The 18,990-nt window shown below is 67.4% G+C and carries 15 protein-coding genes; 1 reads left to right on the forward strand and 14 read right to left on the reverse strand.

Annotation, left to right across the window (positions count from 1 at the left end; translation table 11 throughout):
* Positions 1–22 precede the first annotated feature (22 nt).
* The 4 genes from ACQ1W9_RS13925 to ACQ1W9_RS13940 all read right to left on the reverse strand — a co-directional run bounded on the left by ACQ1W9_RS13925 (position 23) and on the right by ACQ1W9_RS13940 (position 6,735).
* Positions 23–691: a hypothetical protein gene (locus ACQ1W9_RS13925; RefSeq protein ID WP_431023900.1), complete on the reverse strand. Its 669-nt coding sequence runs from the start codon at positions 689–691 to the stop codon at positions 23–25.
* A 131-nt stretch (positions 692–822) separates the two neighbouring features.
* Complete coding sequence (locus tag ACQ1W9_RS13930; protein ID WP_431023901.1) at positions 823–4,011, reverse strand: efflux RND transporter permease subunit; 3,189 nt, start codon at positions 4,009–4,011, stop codon at positions 823–825.
* Complete coding sequence (locus ACQ1W9_RS13935) at positions 4,011–5,201, reverse strand: efflux RND transporter periplasmic adaptor subunit (RefSeq protein WP_431023902.1); 1,191 nt, start codon at positions 5,199–5,201, stop codon at positions 4,011–4,013. Before ACQ1W9_RS13935 ends, ACQ1W9_RS13930 begins: the two co-directional genes overlap by 1 nt.
* Before the next feature lie 88 nt (positions 5,202–5,289).
* Complete coding sequence (locus tag ACQ1W9_RS13940) at positions 5,290–6,735, reverse strand: TolC family outer membrane protein (protein ID WP_431023903.1); 1,446 nt, start codon at positions 6,733–6,735, stop codon at positions 5,290–5,292.
* 461 nt (positions 6,736–7,196) lie between these two features.
* On the opposite strand from ACQ1W9_RS13940, the gene ACQ1W9_RS13945 reads away from it, so the two are divergent.
* A complete protein-coding gene (locus ACQ1W9_RS13945) occupies positions 7,197–7,508 on the forward strand; it encodes an NGG1p interacting factor NIF3 (RefSeq protein ID WP_431023904.1) in 312 nt (103 codons plus the stop codon).
* Between the two features lie 35 nt (positions 7,509–7,543).
* Here ACQ1W9_RS13945 and ACQ1W9_RS13950 read toward each other — a convergent pair whose 3' ends face one another.
* The 10 genes from ACQ1W9_RS13950 to ACQ1W9_RS13995 all read right to left on the reverse strand — a co-directional run bounded on the left by ACQ1W9_RS13950 (position 7,544) and on the right by ACQ1W9_RS13995 (position 18,987).
* Positions 7,544–8,842 (reverse strand): TRAP transporter large permease, encoded by a 1,299-nt coding sequence (locus tag ACQ1W9_RS13950; protein ID WP_346063747.1) that lies wholly within the window; start codon positions 8,840–8,842, stop codon positions 7,544–7,546.
* Positions 8,842–9,369, reverse strand: a complete 528-nt coding sequence (locus ACQ1W9_RS13955; RefSeq protein ID WP_431023905.1) for a TRAP transporter small permease — start codon at positions 9,367–9,369, stop codon at positions 8,842–8,844. Before ACQ1W9_RS13955 ends, ACQ1W9_RS13950 begins: the two co-directional genes overlap by 1 nt.
* 62 nt (positions 9,370–9,431) lie before the next feature.
* Positions 9,432–10,442: a TRAP transporter substrate-binding protein DctP gene (gene dctP / locus ACQ1W9_RS13960; RefSeq protein ID WP_431023906.1), complete on the reverse strand. Its 1,011-nt coding sequence runs from the start codon at positions 10,440–10,442 to the stop codon at positions 9,432–9,434.
* Between the two features lie 332 nt (positions 10,443–10,774).
* Positions 10,775–12,775, reverse strand: coding sequence for a transketolase (gene tkt, locus ACQ1W9_RS13965; RefSeq protein ID WP_431023907.1), 2,001 nt, complete (start codon positions 12,773–12,775; stop codon positions 10,775–10,777).
* Between the two features lie 43 nt (positions 12,776–12,818).
* Positions 12,819–13,772, reverse strand: coding sequence for a transaldolase (gene tal, locus ACQ1W9_RS13970; RefSeq protein WP_431023908.1), 954 nt, complete (start codon positions 13,770–13,772; stop codon positions 12,819–12,821).
* 19 nt (positions 13,773–13,791) lie between these two features.
* Positions 13,792–15,270 carry a xylulokinase gene (gene xylB / locus ACQ1W9_RS13975; RefSeq protein ID WP_431023909.1) on the reverse strand — a complete coding sequence of 493 codons (1,479 nt, stop codon included), beginning with the start codon at positions 15,268–15,270 and terminating at the stop codon, positions 13,792–13,794.
* Positions 15,270–16,757, reverse strand: a complete 1,488-nt coding sequence (locus tag ACQ1W9_RS13980; RefSeq protein WP_431023910.1) for a mannitol dehydrogenase family protein — start codon at positions 16,755–16,757, stop codon at positions 15,270–15,272. The genes xylB and ACQ1W9_RS13980 overlap by 1 nt, the downstream gene beginning before the upstream one ends.
* A 54-nt stretch (positions 16,758–16,811) precedes the next feature.
* On the reverse strand, positions 16,812–17,444 hold the full coding sequence (locus ACQ1W9_RS13985) for a nucleoside triphosphate hydrolase (RefSeq protein ID WP_431023911.1): 633 nt from the start codon (positions 17,442–17,444) through the stop codon (positions 16,812–16,814).
* 29 nt (positions 17,445–17,473) lie between these two features.
* Positions 17,474–18,262 carry an L-iditol 2-dehydrogenase gene (locus ACQ1W9_RS13990; protein WP_431023912.1) on the reverse strand — a complete coding sequence of 263 codons (789 nt, stop codon included), beginning with the start codon at positions 18,260–18,262 and terminating at the stop codon, positions 17,474–17,476.
* 47 nt (positions 18,263–18,309) lie between these two features.
* On the reverse strand, positions 18,310–18,987 hold the full coding sequence (locus ACQ1W9_RS13995; protein ID WP_431023913.1) for an HAD family hydrolase: 678 nt from the start codon (positions 18,985–18,987) through the stop codon (positions 18,310–18,312).
* Positions 18,988–18,990: the final 3 nt, after the last annotated feature.

An 18,990-nucleotide genomic window follows, 5' to 3' on the forward strand; every position in this document is an offset into this window, starting at 1 on the left:
AGTGCCACCGCCTATCGGGGCGTCAGTGGGAAGCGGCTCGCCGGGGACGCCGCCCGCGACGCAGGCGATGCACCCGGGTGTGGGCCTCCTCGAACTCGTTCAGGGGCACGCTGCGGTAGCTCTCCTCCCCGGCCAGGTACTTGACCAGTACCCGCCGCTCGCCGGCCCTGGGCAGGGCCCCCGCCTTGCCATGCAGACGCACCTCATGCTCCGGGTCATCCTCCAGGGTCGCCCGGGTGCAGTCGTCGCCGCCGCAGTCACCGCTCACCAGCACCGTCTCCCCCAGCAGGCAGCGCCGTCCCGCGTGGCGATGGAACCAGCGGTGCAGGGCATGACAGACCGCGGCGGCCAGGGGCGAGGCCAGGGCCAGGGCCGCCCACAGCACCACCACCCCCACCGGGATGCGGAACAGCCCCAGCGGCAGCCAACGCAGTACCAGCAGCTCCAGAGCCAGGGTGAACGCGCCGGCGATCGCCAGCAGCACCGTCAGGGCAACGCTCGCCGGCACCCCGGCGAAGCCCAGCGCCACCAGGGTACTGGCCAGATGATCGCCCTTGAGGCTGTCGTGCTCGAAGAGCTCCAGCGGCGCCAGGCGCAGCACCACCAGCAACCAGTAGAGGACCAGCAGCCCCAGGGCCAGGGTGAAGACTCCCAGGGGGAAACCGAGGAGGGTCTGAGTCAGGACGTCCATGGCGCGCTCCTTGGCCGGTACTTAGCCGACAAAGTAGTTTTCTCTAATCAGCGTAGACCATGGCCGACGACTGCCCATAAAAAACGCGGGCCCCCTCTCGGGAGCCCGCGTCGCTCGCACTCATGCCCGGGTCAGCGGGACGCGCCCTCCTCCGGGGCCGGCTGCGCCGGGGCGGGCGCCTCGCCGCCCAGTTGGCGCCGCAGCCAGTCGGAGACGCTGGCGATCATGGCGTAGAAGCTGGGCACGAAGAGGCTGCCCAGCACCGCCACCGAGGCCATCCCCACCGCCACCGTGGTGCCGATATGGTGGCTGCTCACGTCGCTGGCGCCGGTGGCCATGGCCAGCGGCAGGGTGCCGAAGATAAACGCCAGGGAGGTCATCACGATGGGACGGAAGCGCAGCTCCGCCGCCGTGATGGCCGCCTCGCGGATCGTCTTGCCCAGCTCCCTGCGCTGCAACTCGGCGAACTCGACGATCAGGATGGCGTTCTTGGCCGCCAGGCCCACCACCACCAGCATGCCGATCTCCACATAGACGCTGGTGTCCAGGCCGCGCAACACGATGCCACCGATGCCCCCCAGGAAGGCGAAGGGCGTGGCGGTAAGCACCGCCAGGGGCAGCGACCAGCTCTCGTACTGGGCCGCCAGGATCAGGAACACCATCAGGATACCGAAGACGATGGCCAGCACCGCGGTGTTACCCAACTGGCTCTCCTGATAGGCGGTCCCCGTCCAGCCCATGCCCCAGCCGCTGCCCAGGGTCTCGGCCACCACCTCTTCCATGGCGGCGATGGCCTGGGCGGAGCTATAGCCCGGCGCCTCGCCGCCCTGGAACTGGGCGCCCAGGTAGACGCCAAAGCGTGACACCACCGCCGGCGCGGCCTGGCGCTCCAGGGTCACGAACTCGGAGAGCGGGATGCGCTCGCCGTTACCGCCACGCACATAGACATTGCCGATATCGTCCGGGGTGCGGCGGAACTCGTCCTCGTTCTGCAGATAGACCTGGAAGTTGCGGTTCTGGTAGCTGAAGAAGTTGACGAAGCCGTTACCGAAGGTATTCGACAGGGTGGCGTTGAGGTCCTCCAGGGCCACGCCATAGCTCAGCGCCTTCTGCTGATCGATCTCGGCGCGGTAACCCGGCACGTTGACGTTGAAGGTGGTGAACACCTGCTGCAGCGCCGGATGTTCGTTGGCCGCCTGCATCACCGCCAGGGAAGCCTGGAACAGCTCCTCGGCCGAGGCCCCCTCGAAGGACTGCAGGTAGCCGGTGAAGCCCCCAGTGGTGGAGAGCCCCATGATCGGCGGCAGGTTAAAGGCCATGGCCGACCCACCCCCAGTCTGCGCCCCCAACTGCATGATGCGCCCCACCAACTCGTCGGCGGTCAGCTCGCGGTCCTCCCAGGGCTCCATGTTGATGAACATGATGCCACGGGCGGTATTCACCGCACTGGAGAGGATGTCATAGCCGGCCACGGCGACCGAATGCCGTACCCCGGGGATCTCCTCGATCTTGGCGCTGAGTTCCGCCATGTACTCCCGGGTCCGCGCCAGGGAAGCGGAATCCGGCAGCTGCACGGCCGCCATCACCAGGCCCTGGTCGGTCTCCGGCACCAGGGTCGAGGGCGTGCTCTGGTAGAGCCACCAGGAGCCCGCGCCCACCAGGGCGGTGAGCAGCAGCGCCAGCCCCCAGAAGCGCACCAGCACCTTGACCACTCCCATATAGGCGGCGGTGATGCCGGCGAAGAGACGATCGAAGAGACGCAGCGGGGTGTAGACGGCGCGCATCAGCTTCGACTGCCCCAGCTTGGGCTTGTGCTTGATGAAGATCGCCGACAGGGCCGGGGTGAAGGTCAGCGCCATCAGCGCCGAGAAGGCCACCGAGACCGCCACGGTGATGGCGAACTGCTGGTAGATCTGCCCGGTGAAGCCGCCCAGGAAGGCCACCGGCACGAACACCGCGGCCATGATCAGCGAGGTGGCGATGACCGGCCCGCCCACCTCCTTCATGGCCTGGATGGTGGCCTGGCGGACGCTGATCTCCTCGTCCTCGCCGAGGACCCGCTCCACGTTCTCCACCACCAGGATGGCGTCATCCACCACGATGCCGATGGAGAGCACCAGGGCGAAGAGCGTCAGCAGGTTGATCGAGAAGCCGAACAGGTAGAAACCGGCGAAGGTGGCCAGCACCGAGACCGGCACCACCGACATGGCGATCACCGTGAAGCGCCAGTTCTGCAGGAAGATGAACAGGATCACGCCGACGATCAGGAAGGCCTCGATAAAGACGTGCTTCACCGTTTCCACGGAGGCATCGATAAACAGGGTGGTGTCATAGGGCACCACCTGCTCGAGCCCCGGCGGGAAGCGCTCGGCCAGCCGGTCCATGGTGGCCTTCACCGCCGCCGCGGTCTCCAGGGCATTGGCCCCGGGCTGCTGGTTGATGATGATCGGGGTCATCTCGGCGCCATTCAGGCGCGCCTCCACCCCGTAGGAGGAGGCCCCCAGCTCGATACGCGCCACATCCGACAGACGCAGCGCCGAACCGTCCGGGTTGGTGCGCAGGAAGATCTCGCGGAAGTCATCGACGTTGGAGAGGCGGCCGCCGGCGGTGATGGTATAGGTGAAGGCCCGCGGCTCGCCCTGGGGCGTGGCCGCCAGGCTGCCCGCCGGCACCTCGGTGTTCTGGGCGCGAATCGCCTGGGCCACCTCGGTGGGCGTCAGGTCATACTGGGCCAGCTTGTCCGGATCCATCCAGATGCGCATGGCGAACTCGCCGCCGCCCAACACCTCGGCACTGCCCACCCCCGGCACCTGACGCAGCTCGTCGAGGATATTGAGGGTGGCGTAGTTCTGCATGAAGACGTTGTTGTAGTCGCCCTCCGGGGAGATCAGCGCCACCAGCATCAGGATCGAACTGGACTGCAGCGACACCGTCACGCCCTGGGACTGCACCGCCTCGGGCAGCTGCGAGAGCGCCCCCTGCACCCGGTTATTGACGTTGATGGTGTTGATATCGCCATCGGTACCGATATCGAAGGCCACACTCAGGCTCATCAGGCCATTATCGGCGCTGTTCGAGGTCATGTAGAGCATGTTCTCGACGCCGTTGATGGCCTCCGCCAGGGGCGCGGCCACGGTCTGCGCCACCGTTTCGGCGTTGGCCCCCGGGAAGGTGGCCTGCACCGAGACCGTGGGCGGTACCACGCTGGGATACTGCTCGATGGGCAGTACCCGCATGCTCACCACCCCGACCACGGTGAGGATAATCGCCAGCACCGTGGCGAAGATCGGCCGCTTGATAAAGAAGTTGGAGAAATTCATCAGGCGTCGTCCTCGGCCGCCTCAGTGGCCGCTTCCAGCGCCTCGTCGCTAGGCGCCGCCGCCAGCCCATCGAAGGGCTGCGGATCGATCAGGGTCCCCGGCTGCAGGCCGGCGGGGTCACCCACCACGACACGGTCGCCGGGCTCGAGGCCCTCGCGAATGATCTGCCAGGGGCCGGCACCATCGCCCAGCGCCACGGGACGCGCCCGGGCCAGGTTCTCCTCATCCAGCACGAACACCTGGGGCCCCATCAGGCCCTGGGTCACGGCGATCTCCGGCACCGCCAGCACCGCGAAGCGCTTGAGGCCCTCGATGCGCACCCGCACGAACTGCCCCGGTAGCACATTGGCCTCGGGATTGGCGAAGACGGCGGCGGCCTGAATGGTGCTGGTCCCCTCGCCGACCCGCGAGCCGAGGAAGCTCAGCCGGCCGCTGAGCGCCTCCTGCCCCGGCACCCGCAGGGTGGCGCCGATCGCGGCGAGGTCCTGATCCTGCAGCTGACGGCGCAGCTCCAGGGCCTCCTGCTGAGGTAGCTGGAAACGCACCTCCAGCGGATCCAGGGGGGTGATGGTGGCCAGCTCGGTGCCCACATTGACCAGGTTGCCCACATTGACCTGGCTCAGGCCGATCATGCCGCTGACCGGCGCGGTGACCTGGGCATAGTCGAGATCGATGGTGGCACTGGCCAGGGCGGCCTCGGCCTGGGCCACATTGGCCCGCGCCACATTCAGTTCGGCACGGGCCTGGTCCACCTGCTGGCGGCTGACCGAGTTCTGGCTCAGCAGCCGCTCGAAGCGTTCGGCATCACGCTGGGCCCGGGAGAGCTGGGCCCGGGCGCTCTGCAGATCGGCCTCGTGCTGGTTGACCTGGGCCTGGTAGAGGTCCGGCTCGATGGTATAGAGCGGCTGACCGGCCTCCACCAACTCCCCCGGCTCGAAGTGACGCGCCTCCAGGAAGCCGGTGACTCGAGCCACCAGCGTCACCTCATCGTCGCTGCGCAGCAGCGCCGGGTAGGACTTCTCCAGGGGCAGGTCCCGATAGGCCATCGCCATGACCGCCACCGGGTGGGGCGGCTGCTCCTGGGCGGCAGCATGCTGTTGTGGTGCGTCATCCTGGCCACAGGCGGTGAGCAGCAACGCCGCCGCGCCCACCAGCAGGCCGGCGAGGCCTCGACGGGGGAATGCTTTCATGAGGTCTGTCGATCCCTGTGTATGCGTAAAATAATCCACGAATTTTACATTCATCCATGAATGGATGTAAATGTTAGCCGCTTAACAATCATTCCCTTCTCGGCGGCTCACCGATATTCAGGACGGCGTCATCGGCCCCCTCGTCCGGCAGGCTCAGGCGGACACTCTCCGACACCAGCCAGCCGTTGATCTCCTCGATGCTGGCCAGATCCAGTACCCCGGCCTGCTGACGCAGGGTCAGCAGGTTGAGCACATAGTCGTAGCGGGCCTCGGCATGGTTGGCAATGGCATCGAACAGGCTACGCTCGGCATTGAGCACATCGACGATATTGCGGGTTCCCACCTCGTAACCGGCACGAGTCGCCTCCAGGGCGCTCTGGTTGGAGACGATGGCCTGGGCGCGGGCCTCCACGGTGGACACATCATTGCTCACCTGGGTATAGAGGGAGCGCACCTGCTGCACCGTATCGCGACGCTGGGCCTCGAAATCGTACTGGCTCGACTCCAGCAGGAAGCTGCTCTGGCGAACGCCCGCCTGGGTGCGCCCCCCGGTATAGAGTGGCAGGTTGACGCCGATACCCACCTGGGCCTGGGAGTCGTGGCCGCTCAGGCGATCACTGTCGCTATCGCCGTACTGGTAGTTGGCGAACGCATTGAGCGTGGGCAGATGGCCGGCACGGGCCACCGCCACGGCGCTGCGAGAGACCTCGACACCGGCCTGGCTGGCCAATACCAGGGGATTGTTCTCCATCGCCAGGGTCACCCAGTGATCGCGATCGGCAGGCGTCGGCGCCGCGATGGGCAGCCCCTCGCCGAGGGCATCCACCGCGCCGTAGCGCTGGCCGGTGAGCCGCTCCAGGGTCTCGAAACTGACCTGCAGGTTGCTCTCGGCGGTGATGCGCTCGGCGCGGGACTGATCGAAGCTGGCCCGGGCTTCCTGCACCTCGGTGATGGCGATCAGGCCCACCTCGAACTGCTCCTGGGCCTGCTCCAGCTGGCGGCCGATCGCCCGCTCCTGGGCACGCCGGGCCTCGAGGATCTCGTGGGCGCGGAGGATATTGAAGTAGGCATTGGCCACATCGATCAGCACCTGCTGCTCGGTGGCCGCCAGGCGATAGAGCTGCTGGTCGATCTCGCGCTCGGCCCGAGCCACTTCACGACTATTGCGGGCATCATAGAGGGCCTGAGTGGCCTCCAGGGTCACCCCGGCGCTATTGAAGCGATCGTCCCCGGCGAGGGTGCCGGGGGCCGTCTGGCTCTCGAACTGCCGGGTATGGGTCAGGTTACCCTGGGCGTTGAGCTGCGGTAGCAGGTCGCCCCGTTCCACGTCACGGCCCGCCTCCACGCTATCGGAGAGAGACCGGGCCGAGGCCAGCTCGGCATTATTGCTCAGGGCATCCCGGGTGATGGTAAGCAGGTCCGCCGCCAGGGCCGAGGTGCTGAATAGCGAGGCCAGCAGGGCGGGCAGCAGGGCCCGGCGGAAACCGGCACGGCGCAGGGCGGCATGGAGACGGGGGGTCGGCGATGGCGTCATCGGCTCATCCTTGATGGCTGGACAGGGTATATACATACATTGTCGCATGTTTCTATGTCGAATCCACTCCCCGACATGCCCGTGTGCATTTTTTTCACGCTTGTCCGGGGAGTGACTGACAGCATAAGACAGGATCGCCACCCCGCCCGGCTTAGCACCCAAAAAAAACCGCCCCGAGGGGGCGGCGGTGAATAGCGAGTCACCCAAGGCTTGCCGTCGAGGTCATTCGGGCATCAACACCGCATCGATCACAGATCACATGACTCACCCGCTGCCGGCCTCGAATCACACCACGCCTTGTTTACGGTTCGGTTACCGGGGGTTCCCGGCAGGCTGCCAGCACAATATTGTACATATTGTTATATTTGTAAAAGATACGAACAATAAAGTTCTCCCCGGGTGACCCGCGGCGCGATTCATGGCACAAGAGGAGGCGCCCCCAGCCATAGAGGAGTCCCGGCATGTACAAACTGGCTTTCTTCGTCCCCGTGGAGGACGCCGACGCCGTCAAGGAGGCGGTCTTCGCCACCGGCGCCGGGCGCATCGGCGATTACGAGGCGTGCTGTTTCCAGACTCCGGGCACCGGGCAGTTTCGCCCGCTGGCCGGCGCCAACCCGCATATCGGCCGGGTCGGCGACCTGGAAAAGGTGGAGGAGCTCAAGGTGGAGCTGGTCTGTGAGGATGCCCTGATCCGCGAGGCGCTGGCGGCGCTGAAGGCCGCCCACCCCTACGAGGAGCCTGCCTATGATGTCTGGCGGCTGGAAACGCTCTGAGAAGGAGCGCCGCGGCCCGGCCGCGGCGCCCGGCATCAGCGGATAAAGCCCAGCTGGCGCGGCAGGAAGAGCGACAGCTCCGGCACGAAGGTGGTGATCAGCATCACCGGCAGGCCGACCAGGGCGATCAGCAGCAGCGCCGGCGAGAAGGTCTTGTGGATCGACACCCGCCCGATGCGGCAGGCCATGTAGAGAATGGGCGCCACCGGCGGGCTGTTGGCGCCGATCACCACCGAGCAGGCGACGATGGAGGCGTAGTGCACCGGGTTCACCCCGGTCTCCACCATCAGCGGCAGGAAGAGCGGCGCGATCACCACCGTCACCGAGACATCGTCGAGGATGGCCCCGGCCAGGATCAGGAACACATTCACCGCGATCAGGATCATCAGCGGATCGCTGATCATCAGCGAGATCAGCTCGGTCAGTTCCTGGGGCACCCGCTCGGCGGCGAGGATCCGCCCGATCATAAAGGAGAACAGCAGGATCAGGATGATCGAGCCGGTGGTCTCCGAGGCGGCGATCACGCTGCGATAGAAGTTGCCCAGGGTCTGGTCGCGGTAGACCAGGAAGCCGATGACGATGGCGGCGAAGGCGGCCACCGCGGCGGCCTCGGTGGGGGTAAAGACGCCCCCGTAGATGCCGCCCAGGATGATCACCGGCAGGCATAGCGCCGGGAAGGCGCGCAGGGTCGCCCGCCGCCGACTGACCCGGGCGGCGCCCTCGGGAAGTTCGCCCACCACCTCCTGGAAGAGGCGCCCGCAGGCCAGGCGATTGACCAGGATCAGCCCCAGGATCAGCAGCAGCGCCGGCCCCACGGTGGCGGCGAAGAGTGCGGCCACCGACTGGCGGGTCACCACCGCGAAGAGAATCATGGTGATCGACGGCGGGATCAGGATGCCCAGCAGCGAGGAGATCCCGAGCAGCGCCGAGGAGTAGCCGCGGGGATAACCACGCTGCTCCAGGGGGCCGACCATGATGGTGCCGATGGAGGCCACGGCGGCGGTGGCGGTGCCGGCGATGGCGCCGAAGATCCCCGAGGCCAGCACCATGGAGGCCCCCATGCCACCGCGGCGCCGCCCCACCAGGGTCTCGATGAAGATCACCAGGCGGCTGGCGATGCCGCCGCTCTGCATCAGGTAGCCGGTCAGCACGAACAGCGGCAGGGCGATCAGGATCACCGAGTCCACCGAGCGGAAGCCCTGCATCATCAGGGTGTTGAAATTGGCGTCATAGATCAGCGCCAGATAGGCCAGGACGCCGGCGAAGGACCAGGCGATGGGCACGCCCAGGCCCATCAACGCCAACAGGATCAGAATCGCGAACAGGCCTTCCATCAGTGCTCTCCTTGGGAGGCCAGGGCCCCCGGGGTCTTGCCGCTCAGGGCCCGCAGGCCGCCGATCAGGTCACGCAGGGCATAGGCCAGGCAGCCGACACTGGCCACCATGATCGAGGCCTGGGAGAGCCATAGCGGGATCGCCAGCGCCGGGGTGCGTTGGGGACGCACCAAGCCCCAGGCCAGCATCTTGTAGGCCCAGAACACGAAGCAGGCGCAGATCAGGGTGACGACGAAGGCCACCAGGCTCTTGTGCAGGGCGCGCAGGCGGGCATCGCGGATCTGCAGTTCGAGGAAGTCCACCACCAAGTGCTCGTTGCGGCGACTGGCGATCAGGGCCCCGGTCATGTAGAGCCACATGCCGGCCAGCATCACCAGCTCCAGGGTGCCCACCACCGACCAGCCGAACACATAGCGGGCCAGGATCAGGAACAGCATCAGGCCCACCACGGCCACACTGGCGACGAAGACGATCAGGTTCAGCAGGCGCCCCAGCCAGCGGTCGAGGGCACTTAAGAAGACGAACATAGGGGAGTCTCCACGGCAGCGGCCGGCCCAGGGGGCCGGCCGTTAACACTCGGGCAGGGAAATTAGAGCGGGGAGGCGTTGGCGCGGATCACGTCCATGACCTCGTCGCCGATTTCCTCGTCCATCAGCGGCCACACCTGCTCCCGGGCCAGACGGGCAAATTCCTCGAACTGCTCGTCGGAGAGCTCGAAATACTCCATGCCATCCTCCTGGGCCTTGGCGATGTAGTACTCGTCCTGCTCCCGGGCGGCCACGAACTGCTGATTCATCACTTCTTCGGCGGCCTCGGTGACCACCTGCTGGTGCGCCTCGCTGAGCCCCTCGAAGGTCTCCATGTTCATGGTCAGGATGCCGGTCATGAAGAAGTGCTTGGTATGCACGTAGTAGTCGAGAGTGTCGCGGAAGTACTCATAGGGCCAGTAGATGACGTTGCCCGCCTCGCCATCCACCACGCCGGTCTGCAGGGCGGTATAGACCTCGCCCCAGTCGATGGCGGCGGTCTGGTAGCCCATGGCCTGCATGGTCTGGGGCGCCGGGAAGACGGTCATGGTACGCACCGCCAGGTCGCCGGCCGCTTCCGGGGTCAGGGCATAGCTGCCCCGGGAGGCCACGCCGTTGAAGCCTTCCGGCCAGGGACCGAAGAACTTCAGGCCGATATCGGCATAGATATCGCCGAGCAGCTCATTGACCCAGCCACCGGGGCTGTAGGCCTCCATGGCCTCCTCCCAGGAGAGGGTCATATAGGGGGTGTAGATGACGCCGATACGCCGGTCGTAGGAAGTCATCGGCCAGTTGAGCATCAGGTGCACGTCCCCGGAGACCAGCAGGTCGAAGAGCTCCTGCTGCCCACCCAGCTCGTTCTGGTAGTAGACGTTGACGTCGATCTCGCCGTCGGAATTTTCCTCGATCAGGCGGGCCCAGGTCTCCAGGGCATCCCCCGCCGGCGAGCCCTGGGTACCGGAATCGGTGGCCAGGCGCAGGGTCACGGCCTCGGCGGCCAGGGCGCTGCCCATCAGGCAGGTGCCCAGGGTCAGGGCGGTCAGGCGCGGCAGGATCTTGTGGGTCGCGGACATCTCGGCTCTCTCGGTTGTTGTGGTTGGCAGGCCACTGTTTACCGAGCCGAATAAAGGCGGTCAATGCGCCACCCCGAAGATAAAAGTAAGTTCTTTTTACCGTAAAAGTTTTATTTAGCAGTTATAACCACTAAAACAAAAAGAAAGATCCAAACCTTTTCCCGAAAATATCGCCGGAACGCCCCCAAGTCTCCGTCGGGCAGGCCGATGGGCCGTCGCCGGGACTTGGGTGAGGGTCGTACTCGGATAGGGTCACGGCCCGGGCGCCGAAACCCTGATCTGGATCATGGATTAAAGAGGCGTGACACGATCATCCCGGCAACCCACGCTCGTCAGCGTGCGGCGCCCACCGCCTCCTCGGCCTCGGCGACCACCTGGTCCAGGGTGAAGCCGAAGTGCTGGAAGAGGTCTTCCGCCTTGCCGGACTCGCCGAAGGTGGACATGCCGACGATACGCCCCTCCAGCCCCACGTACTTGAACCAGAAGTCGCGGTGGCCGGCCTCGATGGCCAGGCGGGCGGTGACCGCCCTGGGCAGCACCGATTCGCGGTAGTCGGCGTCCTGATCGTCGAAGGCGTCGGTGGAGGGCATGGAGACCACCCGCACCGCCTTGCCCTGCTCGCTCAGTCGGGTCGCGGCGTCCATGGCCAGGCCCACTTCGGAGCCGGTGGCGATGAGGATCAGCTCCGGCGTGCCGTCGCAGTCGCGCAGCACATAGCCGCCGCGCTGGATATTGGCCAACTGGTGCTTGTCGCGTTCCTGGTGGGGCAGGTTCTGGCGCGACAGCACCAGGGCGCTGGGGCCGGCGTGACGCTTGATCGCGGCATCCCAGGCGGCGGCGGTCTCCACGGCGTCACAGGGGCGCCAGGTGGCCAGGTTGGGAGTGGAACGCAGGCTGGTCAGCTGCTCGATGGGCTGGTGGGTGGGGCCATCCTCGCCCAGGCCGATGGAGTCGTGGGTGAAGACGTAGACCGCCTGCTGGCCCATCAGCGCCGCCATGCGCACGGCGTTGCGCATGTATTCCATGAAGATCAGGAAGGTGGCGCCATAGGGCACGAAGCCGCCATGCAGGGCGATGCCGTTCATGATGGCGCCCATGCCGAACTCGCGCACCCCGTAGTGCAGGTAGTTACCGCCCGGGGCCTCCGGGGAGATCGCCTGGGCGCCCTTCCAGAAGGTCAGGTTGGAGGGGGCCAGGTCGGCGCTGCCGCCGAGCAGCTCGGGGAGCTGCGGGCCGAGTTCGTTGAGGCAGTTGAAGGAGGCCTTGCGGCTGGCGATGGTCTCGCCCTTGGCCTGGGCGTCCTCGACCAGCTTCTCGCTGGTCAGCGCCTTGGGCAGCTCGCCCTTGAGGCGGCGTCGGAACTCGGTGGCCTCGGCGGGGAAGGCCTCGGCGTAACGGGCGAAGCGCGCCTCCCAGTCGCCCTCCAGTTGCTCGCCGCGCTGGCGGGCGTCCCAGCCCTGGTAGATGGCCTCGGGGACATGGAAGGGGGCATGGGGCCAGCCCAGCTGTTCGCGGGCGGCGGCCACTTCCTCGTCGCCCAGGGGCGCGCCGTGGCACTCTTCCTTGCCCTGCTTGTTGGGGGCGCCGAAGCCGATGATGGTCTTGCAGATGATCAGGCTCGGCTTGTCGTCGTGGGTCTTGGCCAGCTCGATGGCGGCCTGGATCTCTTCCGGCTTGTGGCCGTCGACATTGGGCACCACGTGCCAGCCGTAGGCCTCGAAGCGCTTGGCGGTATCGTCGGTGAACCAGCCTTCCACCTCGCCGTCGATGGAGATGCCGTTGTCGTCATAGAAGGCGACCAGCTTGCCGAGTTGCTGGGTGCCGGCCAGGGAGGCGACCTCGTGGGAGATGCCCTCCATCAGGCAGCCATCGCCGAGGAAGCACCAGGTGGTGTGATCGACGATGGTGTGGCCGGGGCGGTTGAACTGGGCGGCCAGGGTCTTCTCGGCCAGCGCCATGCCCACCGCATTGGCCAGGCCCTGGCCCAGGGGACCGGTGGTGGTCTCGATGCCCGGGGCGTAGCCGAGCTCCGGGTGGCCGGCGGTCTTGGAGTGCAGCTGGCGGAAGTGCTGCAGCTGCTCCAGCTCCAGGTCGTAGCCGCTCAGGTGCAGCAGGGAGTAGAGCAGCATGGAGCCGTGGCCGTTGGAGAGCACGAAGCGGTCGCGGTCGGCCCAGTGGGGGTTGGCCGGATTATGCTTGAGGTGGTCGTTCCACAGCACCTCGGCGATATCGGCCATGCCCATGGGGGCGCCGGGGTGGCCGGACTTGGCCTTCTGGACGGCATCCATGGACAGGGCGCGAATGGCATTGGCCAGTTCGAAACGGGACGGCATGGGAATTCTCAATCGGTGATTGGTTAGCGGTTCAGGTACGAGGTCAGAGGGCCGCCAAACGGTCGGCGATCTGTTCCTCGAGGCGTTCCTGATCCTCGGCGAAGCGGCGGATGCCCTCGGCCAGCTTGTCGTTGGCCATGGCGTCCTGGTTGTGACCCCAGCGGAAGGCGGACTCGGTGAGTGCCACCGGGCGTGGTCCACCGCTGCGTGTCATGAGCACCCTGGGGTTCACCTCGCCCGACGTGGTGGCCAGTTCCTCGAGCAGTGTCGGCGAGATGGTCAATCGCGGGCAGCCGGCCAGCGCCAGCACCTGGCCGGTGGTGCGGAAGCTGGCACCCATCACCACGGTGTCGTAGCCGCCCTGGCTGACCCGCTCGCAGACGCCGCGCACGAACTGCACGCCGGGGTCGTTCTCGGGGCTGAAGTCCTGGCCGGTCTCCTTCTTGTACCAGTCGGTGACGCGGCCGACGAACGGCGAGACCAGGAACACCCCGGCGTCGAAGCAGGCCTGGGCCTGGGCGTCGCTGAACAGCAGGGTCAGGTTGCAGTTGATGCCTTCCTTCTCCAGCACCTCGGCGGCACGGATGCCCTCCCAGGTCGAGGCCAGCTTGATCAGGACCCGATCCTTGGCCACGCCGCGCCGCTCGTAAAGCTCGACCAGTGCGTGGGCCTTGCGGATGCTGGCCTGGGTGTCGAAGGACAACTTGGCGGCCACCTCGGTGGACACGCGACCGGGCACCAGCTTGGCGATCTCGCTGCCCATGGCCACGGCGAGGCGATCCACGGCATGCTCTTCCCGCCGGTCGTCGGTCTCGGCCTTGACCGCGGCGAGTTCCTGATCGATCAGTGCCTGGTAACCCGGCAATTCGAAGGCCTTGAGGATCAGTGAGGGGTTGGTGGTGGCGTCCTGGGGGTGATAGCGCTGGATGGCCTCCAGGTCGCCGGTGTCGGCCACCACCAGGGAATGGCGTTTCAGTGCGTCGAGTCGGGTCATCATGGGGTCTCCTGTAGGCGGTTCAGTGGATGGCGTGCTGGTCGGCCAGGCGCCGGCGGAAGCGGGCGTAGACCTCGTGGTAGGCGGCGACACCGGACGGGGCGGGTTCGGCCCGGGAGGCCTCGTCGAGGTGCACCAGGCGCTCGCAGAGGTCGGCCAGCTCGCCGCCGCGATGGCACCAGGCCGCCTGCAGGGCGGCGCCCAGGGCCGCGGCGTCGGCGATCTCCGGGCAGATCACCCGGCTGCCGGTAACGTCAGCGACCATCTGCCGCCACACCGGGCTGCGCGAGCCGCCGCCGATCAGGCGGATCTCGCTCACCCCCTCGGCCAGGCGGCCGAACTGGTCGAGACCGTAACGCAGGCCCAAGGTGGCGCCCTCCACCACCGCCCGGCAGAGGTTGGCCTGGGTGGTATTGACGCTGGTCAGGCCGTCGAGGCTGGCGGTGGCCTCGGGCAGCATGGGTACCCGCTCGCCGTTGAAGAAGGGCAACAGGGTCACCCCCTCGGCGCCGATGGGCGCACTGGCCACCCGCTCGCCGAAGGTCGCCAGGTCGAGGCCGAACAGCTCACGGACGCGCGTGGTCGCCGAGGTAACGTTCATGGTGCAGACCAGCGGCAACCAGCCGCCATGGCTGGCACAGAAGTTGGCGACCATGGCGCTGTCGGGCACCACCGGTTCCGGGGAGTGGGCGCAGATGGTGCCGGAGGTGCCGAGGCTCAGGGTCACGAGCCCCGGGCGGATATTGCCGGTGCCGATGGCCCCGAGCATATTGTCGCCTCCCCCACTGGAGACCAACACGCCCTCGGAGAGCCCCAGCTCCCGGGCCAGCTCGGGACGCAGGGTGCCGGCCGGCTCATGGGACGCGATCAGCCGCGGCAGCACCCGCTCGGCGTCCAGCTCCGGGGCGATCTCGGCGAGGACGTCATGGCGCCAGCGCCGGGTACGGGTGTCGAAGTAGCCGGTACCCGAGGCGTCGCCGGCTTCACTGACCCGTTCGCCGGTGAGCCAGAAGTTGAGGTAGTCGTGGGGCAGCAACAGGCTCGCGATACGCCCATAGGCCGCGGGCTGGCGCTCGCGCAGCCAGGCGAGCTTGGAGGCGGTGTAGCCGGTCTGCAGCACCAGGCCGAGCTTGTCGAGGCAGCCCGCCTCGCCGCCCAGGCGCTCGATCAGCGCGGCGTTCCAGGGGGTCGTCTCGGTGTCGCACCACAGCTTGGCCGGATAGACCGGCTCGCCGGCACCGTCGAGGGCCACCAGGCCGTGCTGCTGGCCGGAGACGCCGATGGCGCGGATCGCCCGGCCATCGATGCCGCTGGTCGCCACCACCTCGGCAAAGGCCCCGCGAAAGGCCTCGATCCAGTCGATAGGATCCTGCTCGCGGCGCCCGCCCTCCCCCTCGACCAGGCGATGGGGCCGGCTCGCCTCGCCGAGGATGCGCTCCCCGTCGACATCGACCACCACCACCTTGGTGCTCTGGGTCCCGCAATCTACCCCGAGATACATCAGGCCTCTCCTCGTGTCGTTGCCAGTGCCTCCAGTGTGGCACGGGCCCCGACGTCATGGAGGGAGGCCAGGGCCGCCAGGTAGGCCTCGCGGAAGCGCGCGTCCTCGGCCAGGTCGCCAAACAGCTCGTGGTTCTCGATAAAGGCGGTGGGGCGGGTGCGGTTCTCGGCGGCGATCGCCATCAGTTCCTCCCTGAGACGATCCACCACGTCGATGGGCTCGCCTCGCTCGTCGACGCCCTCGACGTAGCGTGCCCAACTGGCCACCACCGCCGCGCTGCGATGGATCTCGCCGCCCCGGGCGAGCTGCTCGCGGATCACCGGCACCAGCCACTTGGGGATACGATCCGAGCTCTCGGCGCAGAGCCGCGCCAGGGTGTCCTTGACCTCGGGGTTGGCGAAGCGCTCGATCAGGGTCAGGCGGTACTGCTCCAGGTCGATGCCCGGCACCGGGGCCAGGGTCGGCGAACCCTCGCGGCGCATATAGTCGAGCAGGAAGTCGACGAACAGCGGGTCCTGGCACACCTCATGGGCGTAGCGATAACCGGCCAGGTAGCCGAAGTAGGTCAGCGCCTGGTGGCTGGCGTTGAGCAGGCGCAGCTTCATCAGTTCAAAGGGCACCACGTCGTCCACCAGCTGCACCCCGGCCCGCTCCAGCGGCGGGCGGCCGGCGACGAAATGGTCCTCCAATACCCACTGGGTGAAGGGCTCGCAGACCACCGGCCAGGCGTCCTCGACGTCGAAGTGCTCCGCCAGCTCGGCGATATCCGTCTCGGCGGTCACCGGGGTGATGCGATCCACCATGGCGTTGGGGAAGGCCACCGAGGCCTCGATCCACTCGGCCAGTTCCGGATCCCGGGCCCGAGCGTAGGCACCGAAGGTCTCCCGGGCCACTTCGCCATTGCCTTGGATATTGTCGCAGGACATCAGCGTAAAGGGCGCGATACCGCGCTCGCGGCGACGGGCCAGGCCCTCGACGATCAGCCCAAAGGTCGTTTTCGGCGCCTCGGGATGTTCCAGGTCGTGGCGAATCGCCGGGTTCTCCAGATCGAACTCGCCGCTGACCGGATGGAAGTTGTAGCCGCCCTCGGTGACGGTCAGCGAGACGATGCGGATCGCCGGATCGGCCAACAGCTCGATCACCGCCACCGGGTCGTCGGGGGCGAAGCGATAGTCGACCAGGCTGCCGATGACCCGCGGCTCGCGGCGGCCGTCGGGATGCTTGACCACCAGGGTATAGAGGTGGTCCTGGGCGGCCAGCGCCTGCTGCATGCGGCGGTCACCGGGCATCACCCCGACGCCGACGATGCCCCAGTCCAACGCCTCGCCGCGGTTCATCAGGGCGTCGAGGGTCATGGCCTGGTGGGCACGGTGGAAGCCGCCCACGCCGAAGTGGACGATGCCGGGGGTGACGGTGCCGCGGTCATAGGTGGGCCGCGCCAACTCGGGCACGAGTCGGGAGAGATTGTCGTTATTGAGTCGGGTCATGAAGGGTCTCCTGCCGCTTGTGGCGATGGCATCGTGTGAGGAAATGCAGGGGGCTCAGTCGCTGGTGGCCCAGTGCAGGTCGGCGGCCACCGAGGCCGCCTTGATCAGGCGGGCATTGAGCATGTCCTTGTGGCGTGTGCGCTCGATGGCGCCGGCCGGATCCTGGCCCATCTCCCGCCAGCGTTGGATAAGGCGCGCCTCGAGCAGCTCGTCGGGCACCTCGAGGAACAGGGTCAAGTCGAACAGCGGGCGCAGCGCCGGCCAGGGGCCCTGGTCGAGCAGCAGGTAGTTGCCCTCGACGATCACCAGGCGATGCTCGGGGGCGATCAGCCGGCCACCGGCCCGGGCCAGGTCCAGGGGGCGGTCGAACACCGGCACGGCGACGCTGCGATCACCACGGCGGATGCGCTCCAGGTCGTGCTTGAGCCCGTCGCAGTCGAAGGTCTCCGGCGCCCCCTTCACGGGCACCAGGCCCTGGGGTTCCAGCACGGCGTTGTCATAGTGGTAGCCGTCCATGGGTACCACCGCGGCACAGCCGGCCTGGCGGGCGTTGAGCTCGCGGCACAGCCATCCCGAGAGGAAGGACTTGCCGGCGGCGGGCGGCCCGGCCAGGGCCACGATAAAGCGCCGGCGATCCCCCGCCGCCTCCAGCACCCGCGCAGCCACGTCATGGATATTGGGAGTCATTTCGTCTTGCCTCTTGCCGGTAAGGGCCTTCAGCTCATCCAGTTGCCGCCATCGACGTTAAGCGTCTGGGCGACGACATAGTCGCTGTCGTCGCTGGCCAGGAAAACCGCGGCACCGGCGTAGTCCTCGGGGCGGCCCATGCGCCCGTAGGGCACCGCCTCGCCCACCAGGCGCTTCTTCTCACCGAGGGGACGACCCTCGTAACGCGCGAACAGGGCATCCACTTCCTCCCACATGGGAGTGTCCACCACCCCGGGGGCGATGCCGTTGACGCGGATGCCGTACTGGATCAGGTCGAGGGCACAGGACTGGGTCAGGCTGATCACCGCCGCCTTGGTGGCGCAGTAGGTACTCACCAGCGGCTCGCCGCGGCGCCCCGCCTGGGAGGTCATATTGATGATCCTGCCCCCCTGCCCTCGCTCTACCATGGCCTGGGCGACGGCCTGGAGGGTGAAGAACAGGCCCTTGACGTTGACCGCGAACTGCTTGTCGTAGCTGGCCTCGGTCACTTCCAGCACCGGCGCCATATCGAAGACGGCGGCGTTGTTGACCAGGATGTCGATGCCGCCGAAGTGCTCGGTGACGCTTTCCACCATGGCATCGATGGCCTGGCGGTCGCAGACGTCCAGGCGCCCCCCCATCAGCCGCCCGGCGGCGTGGCCCTCTCCTTCCAGGGTGGCCAGGGCCTCGTCGATGGCGGCCTGATCGATATCGGCCACCACTACGCTGGCCCCCTCCTCCAGGTAGCGCCGGGCGATGGCCAGGCCGATGCCACGGGCGCCACCGGTGATGACGGCGACCTTGTCTTGAAGTTTCATACTGATTGCCTCGCTACTTGAGGTGAAAATCTTGCAAAGTCAGTCACTTAACCGCGTTTCTGCCGGGCATGCCAGGCGTCCACCAGGGACGGCAGTGCCCGCATGTGGTCGATCACCCGCCAGGCGCCAGCGGCGGCCTGGCGCTCGGCCTGGCCCGGCTGCACATGGCTGGCCCCGGTGAAGCCGATCACCGTCATGCCGGCGGCGTGGGCGGCGGTGACCCCGGAGATACTGTCCTCCACCACCAGGCAGCGCGCTGGCGGGGTGCCCAGCATCTCGGCGGCCAGCCGATAGAGGGCGGGGTCCGGCTTGGGCCGAGCCACCTGTTCGGCGGTAAAGATCGGCGCGCCGTCGAGGCGGGCCGCGAGCCCGGTGGTGGCTAGCGAGGCCAGCACCCGCTGGCGACGGCTGTTGGAGACCACCGCCTTGGGCAGGTCGATGGCCGCGATGGCCGCGGCCACCCCCGGCATGGCCTGGAGTTCCTCGGCCAGGCGCGACTCGATGGCGTCGTCGACCAGATCGGTGGCACCCTCGGGCAGCCGATGCGCACTCAGCGCTTCCAGGTGACGCAGAATATTGGCGGTGGTCATGCCCAACGCCTGGCTGAGCACGCTATCGACGTCCAGGTCCGGCAGCCACTCGCCGAGAAGCTCCACCAGGGTCGCCTCGGCAATCGTCTCGCTATCCACCAGCACGCCGTCGCAGTCGAAGATCAAGGTCTCCATGGG

The sequence above is a fragment of the Halomonas sp. H5 genome, from assembly GCF_050613175.1.
Classification (GTDB): Bacteria; Pseudomonadota; Gammaproteobacteria; order Pseudomonadales; family Halomonadaceae; genus Bisbaumannia; species Bisbaumannia salifodinae.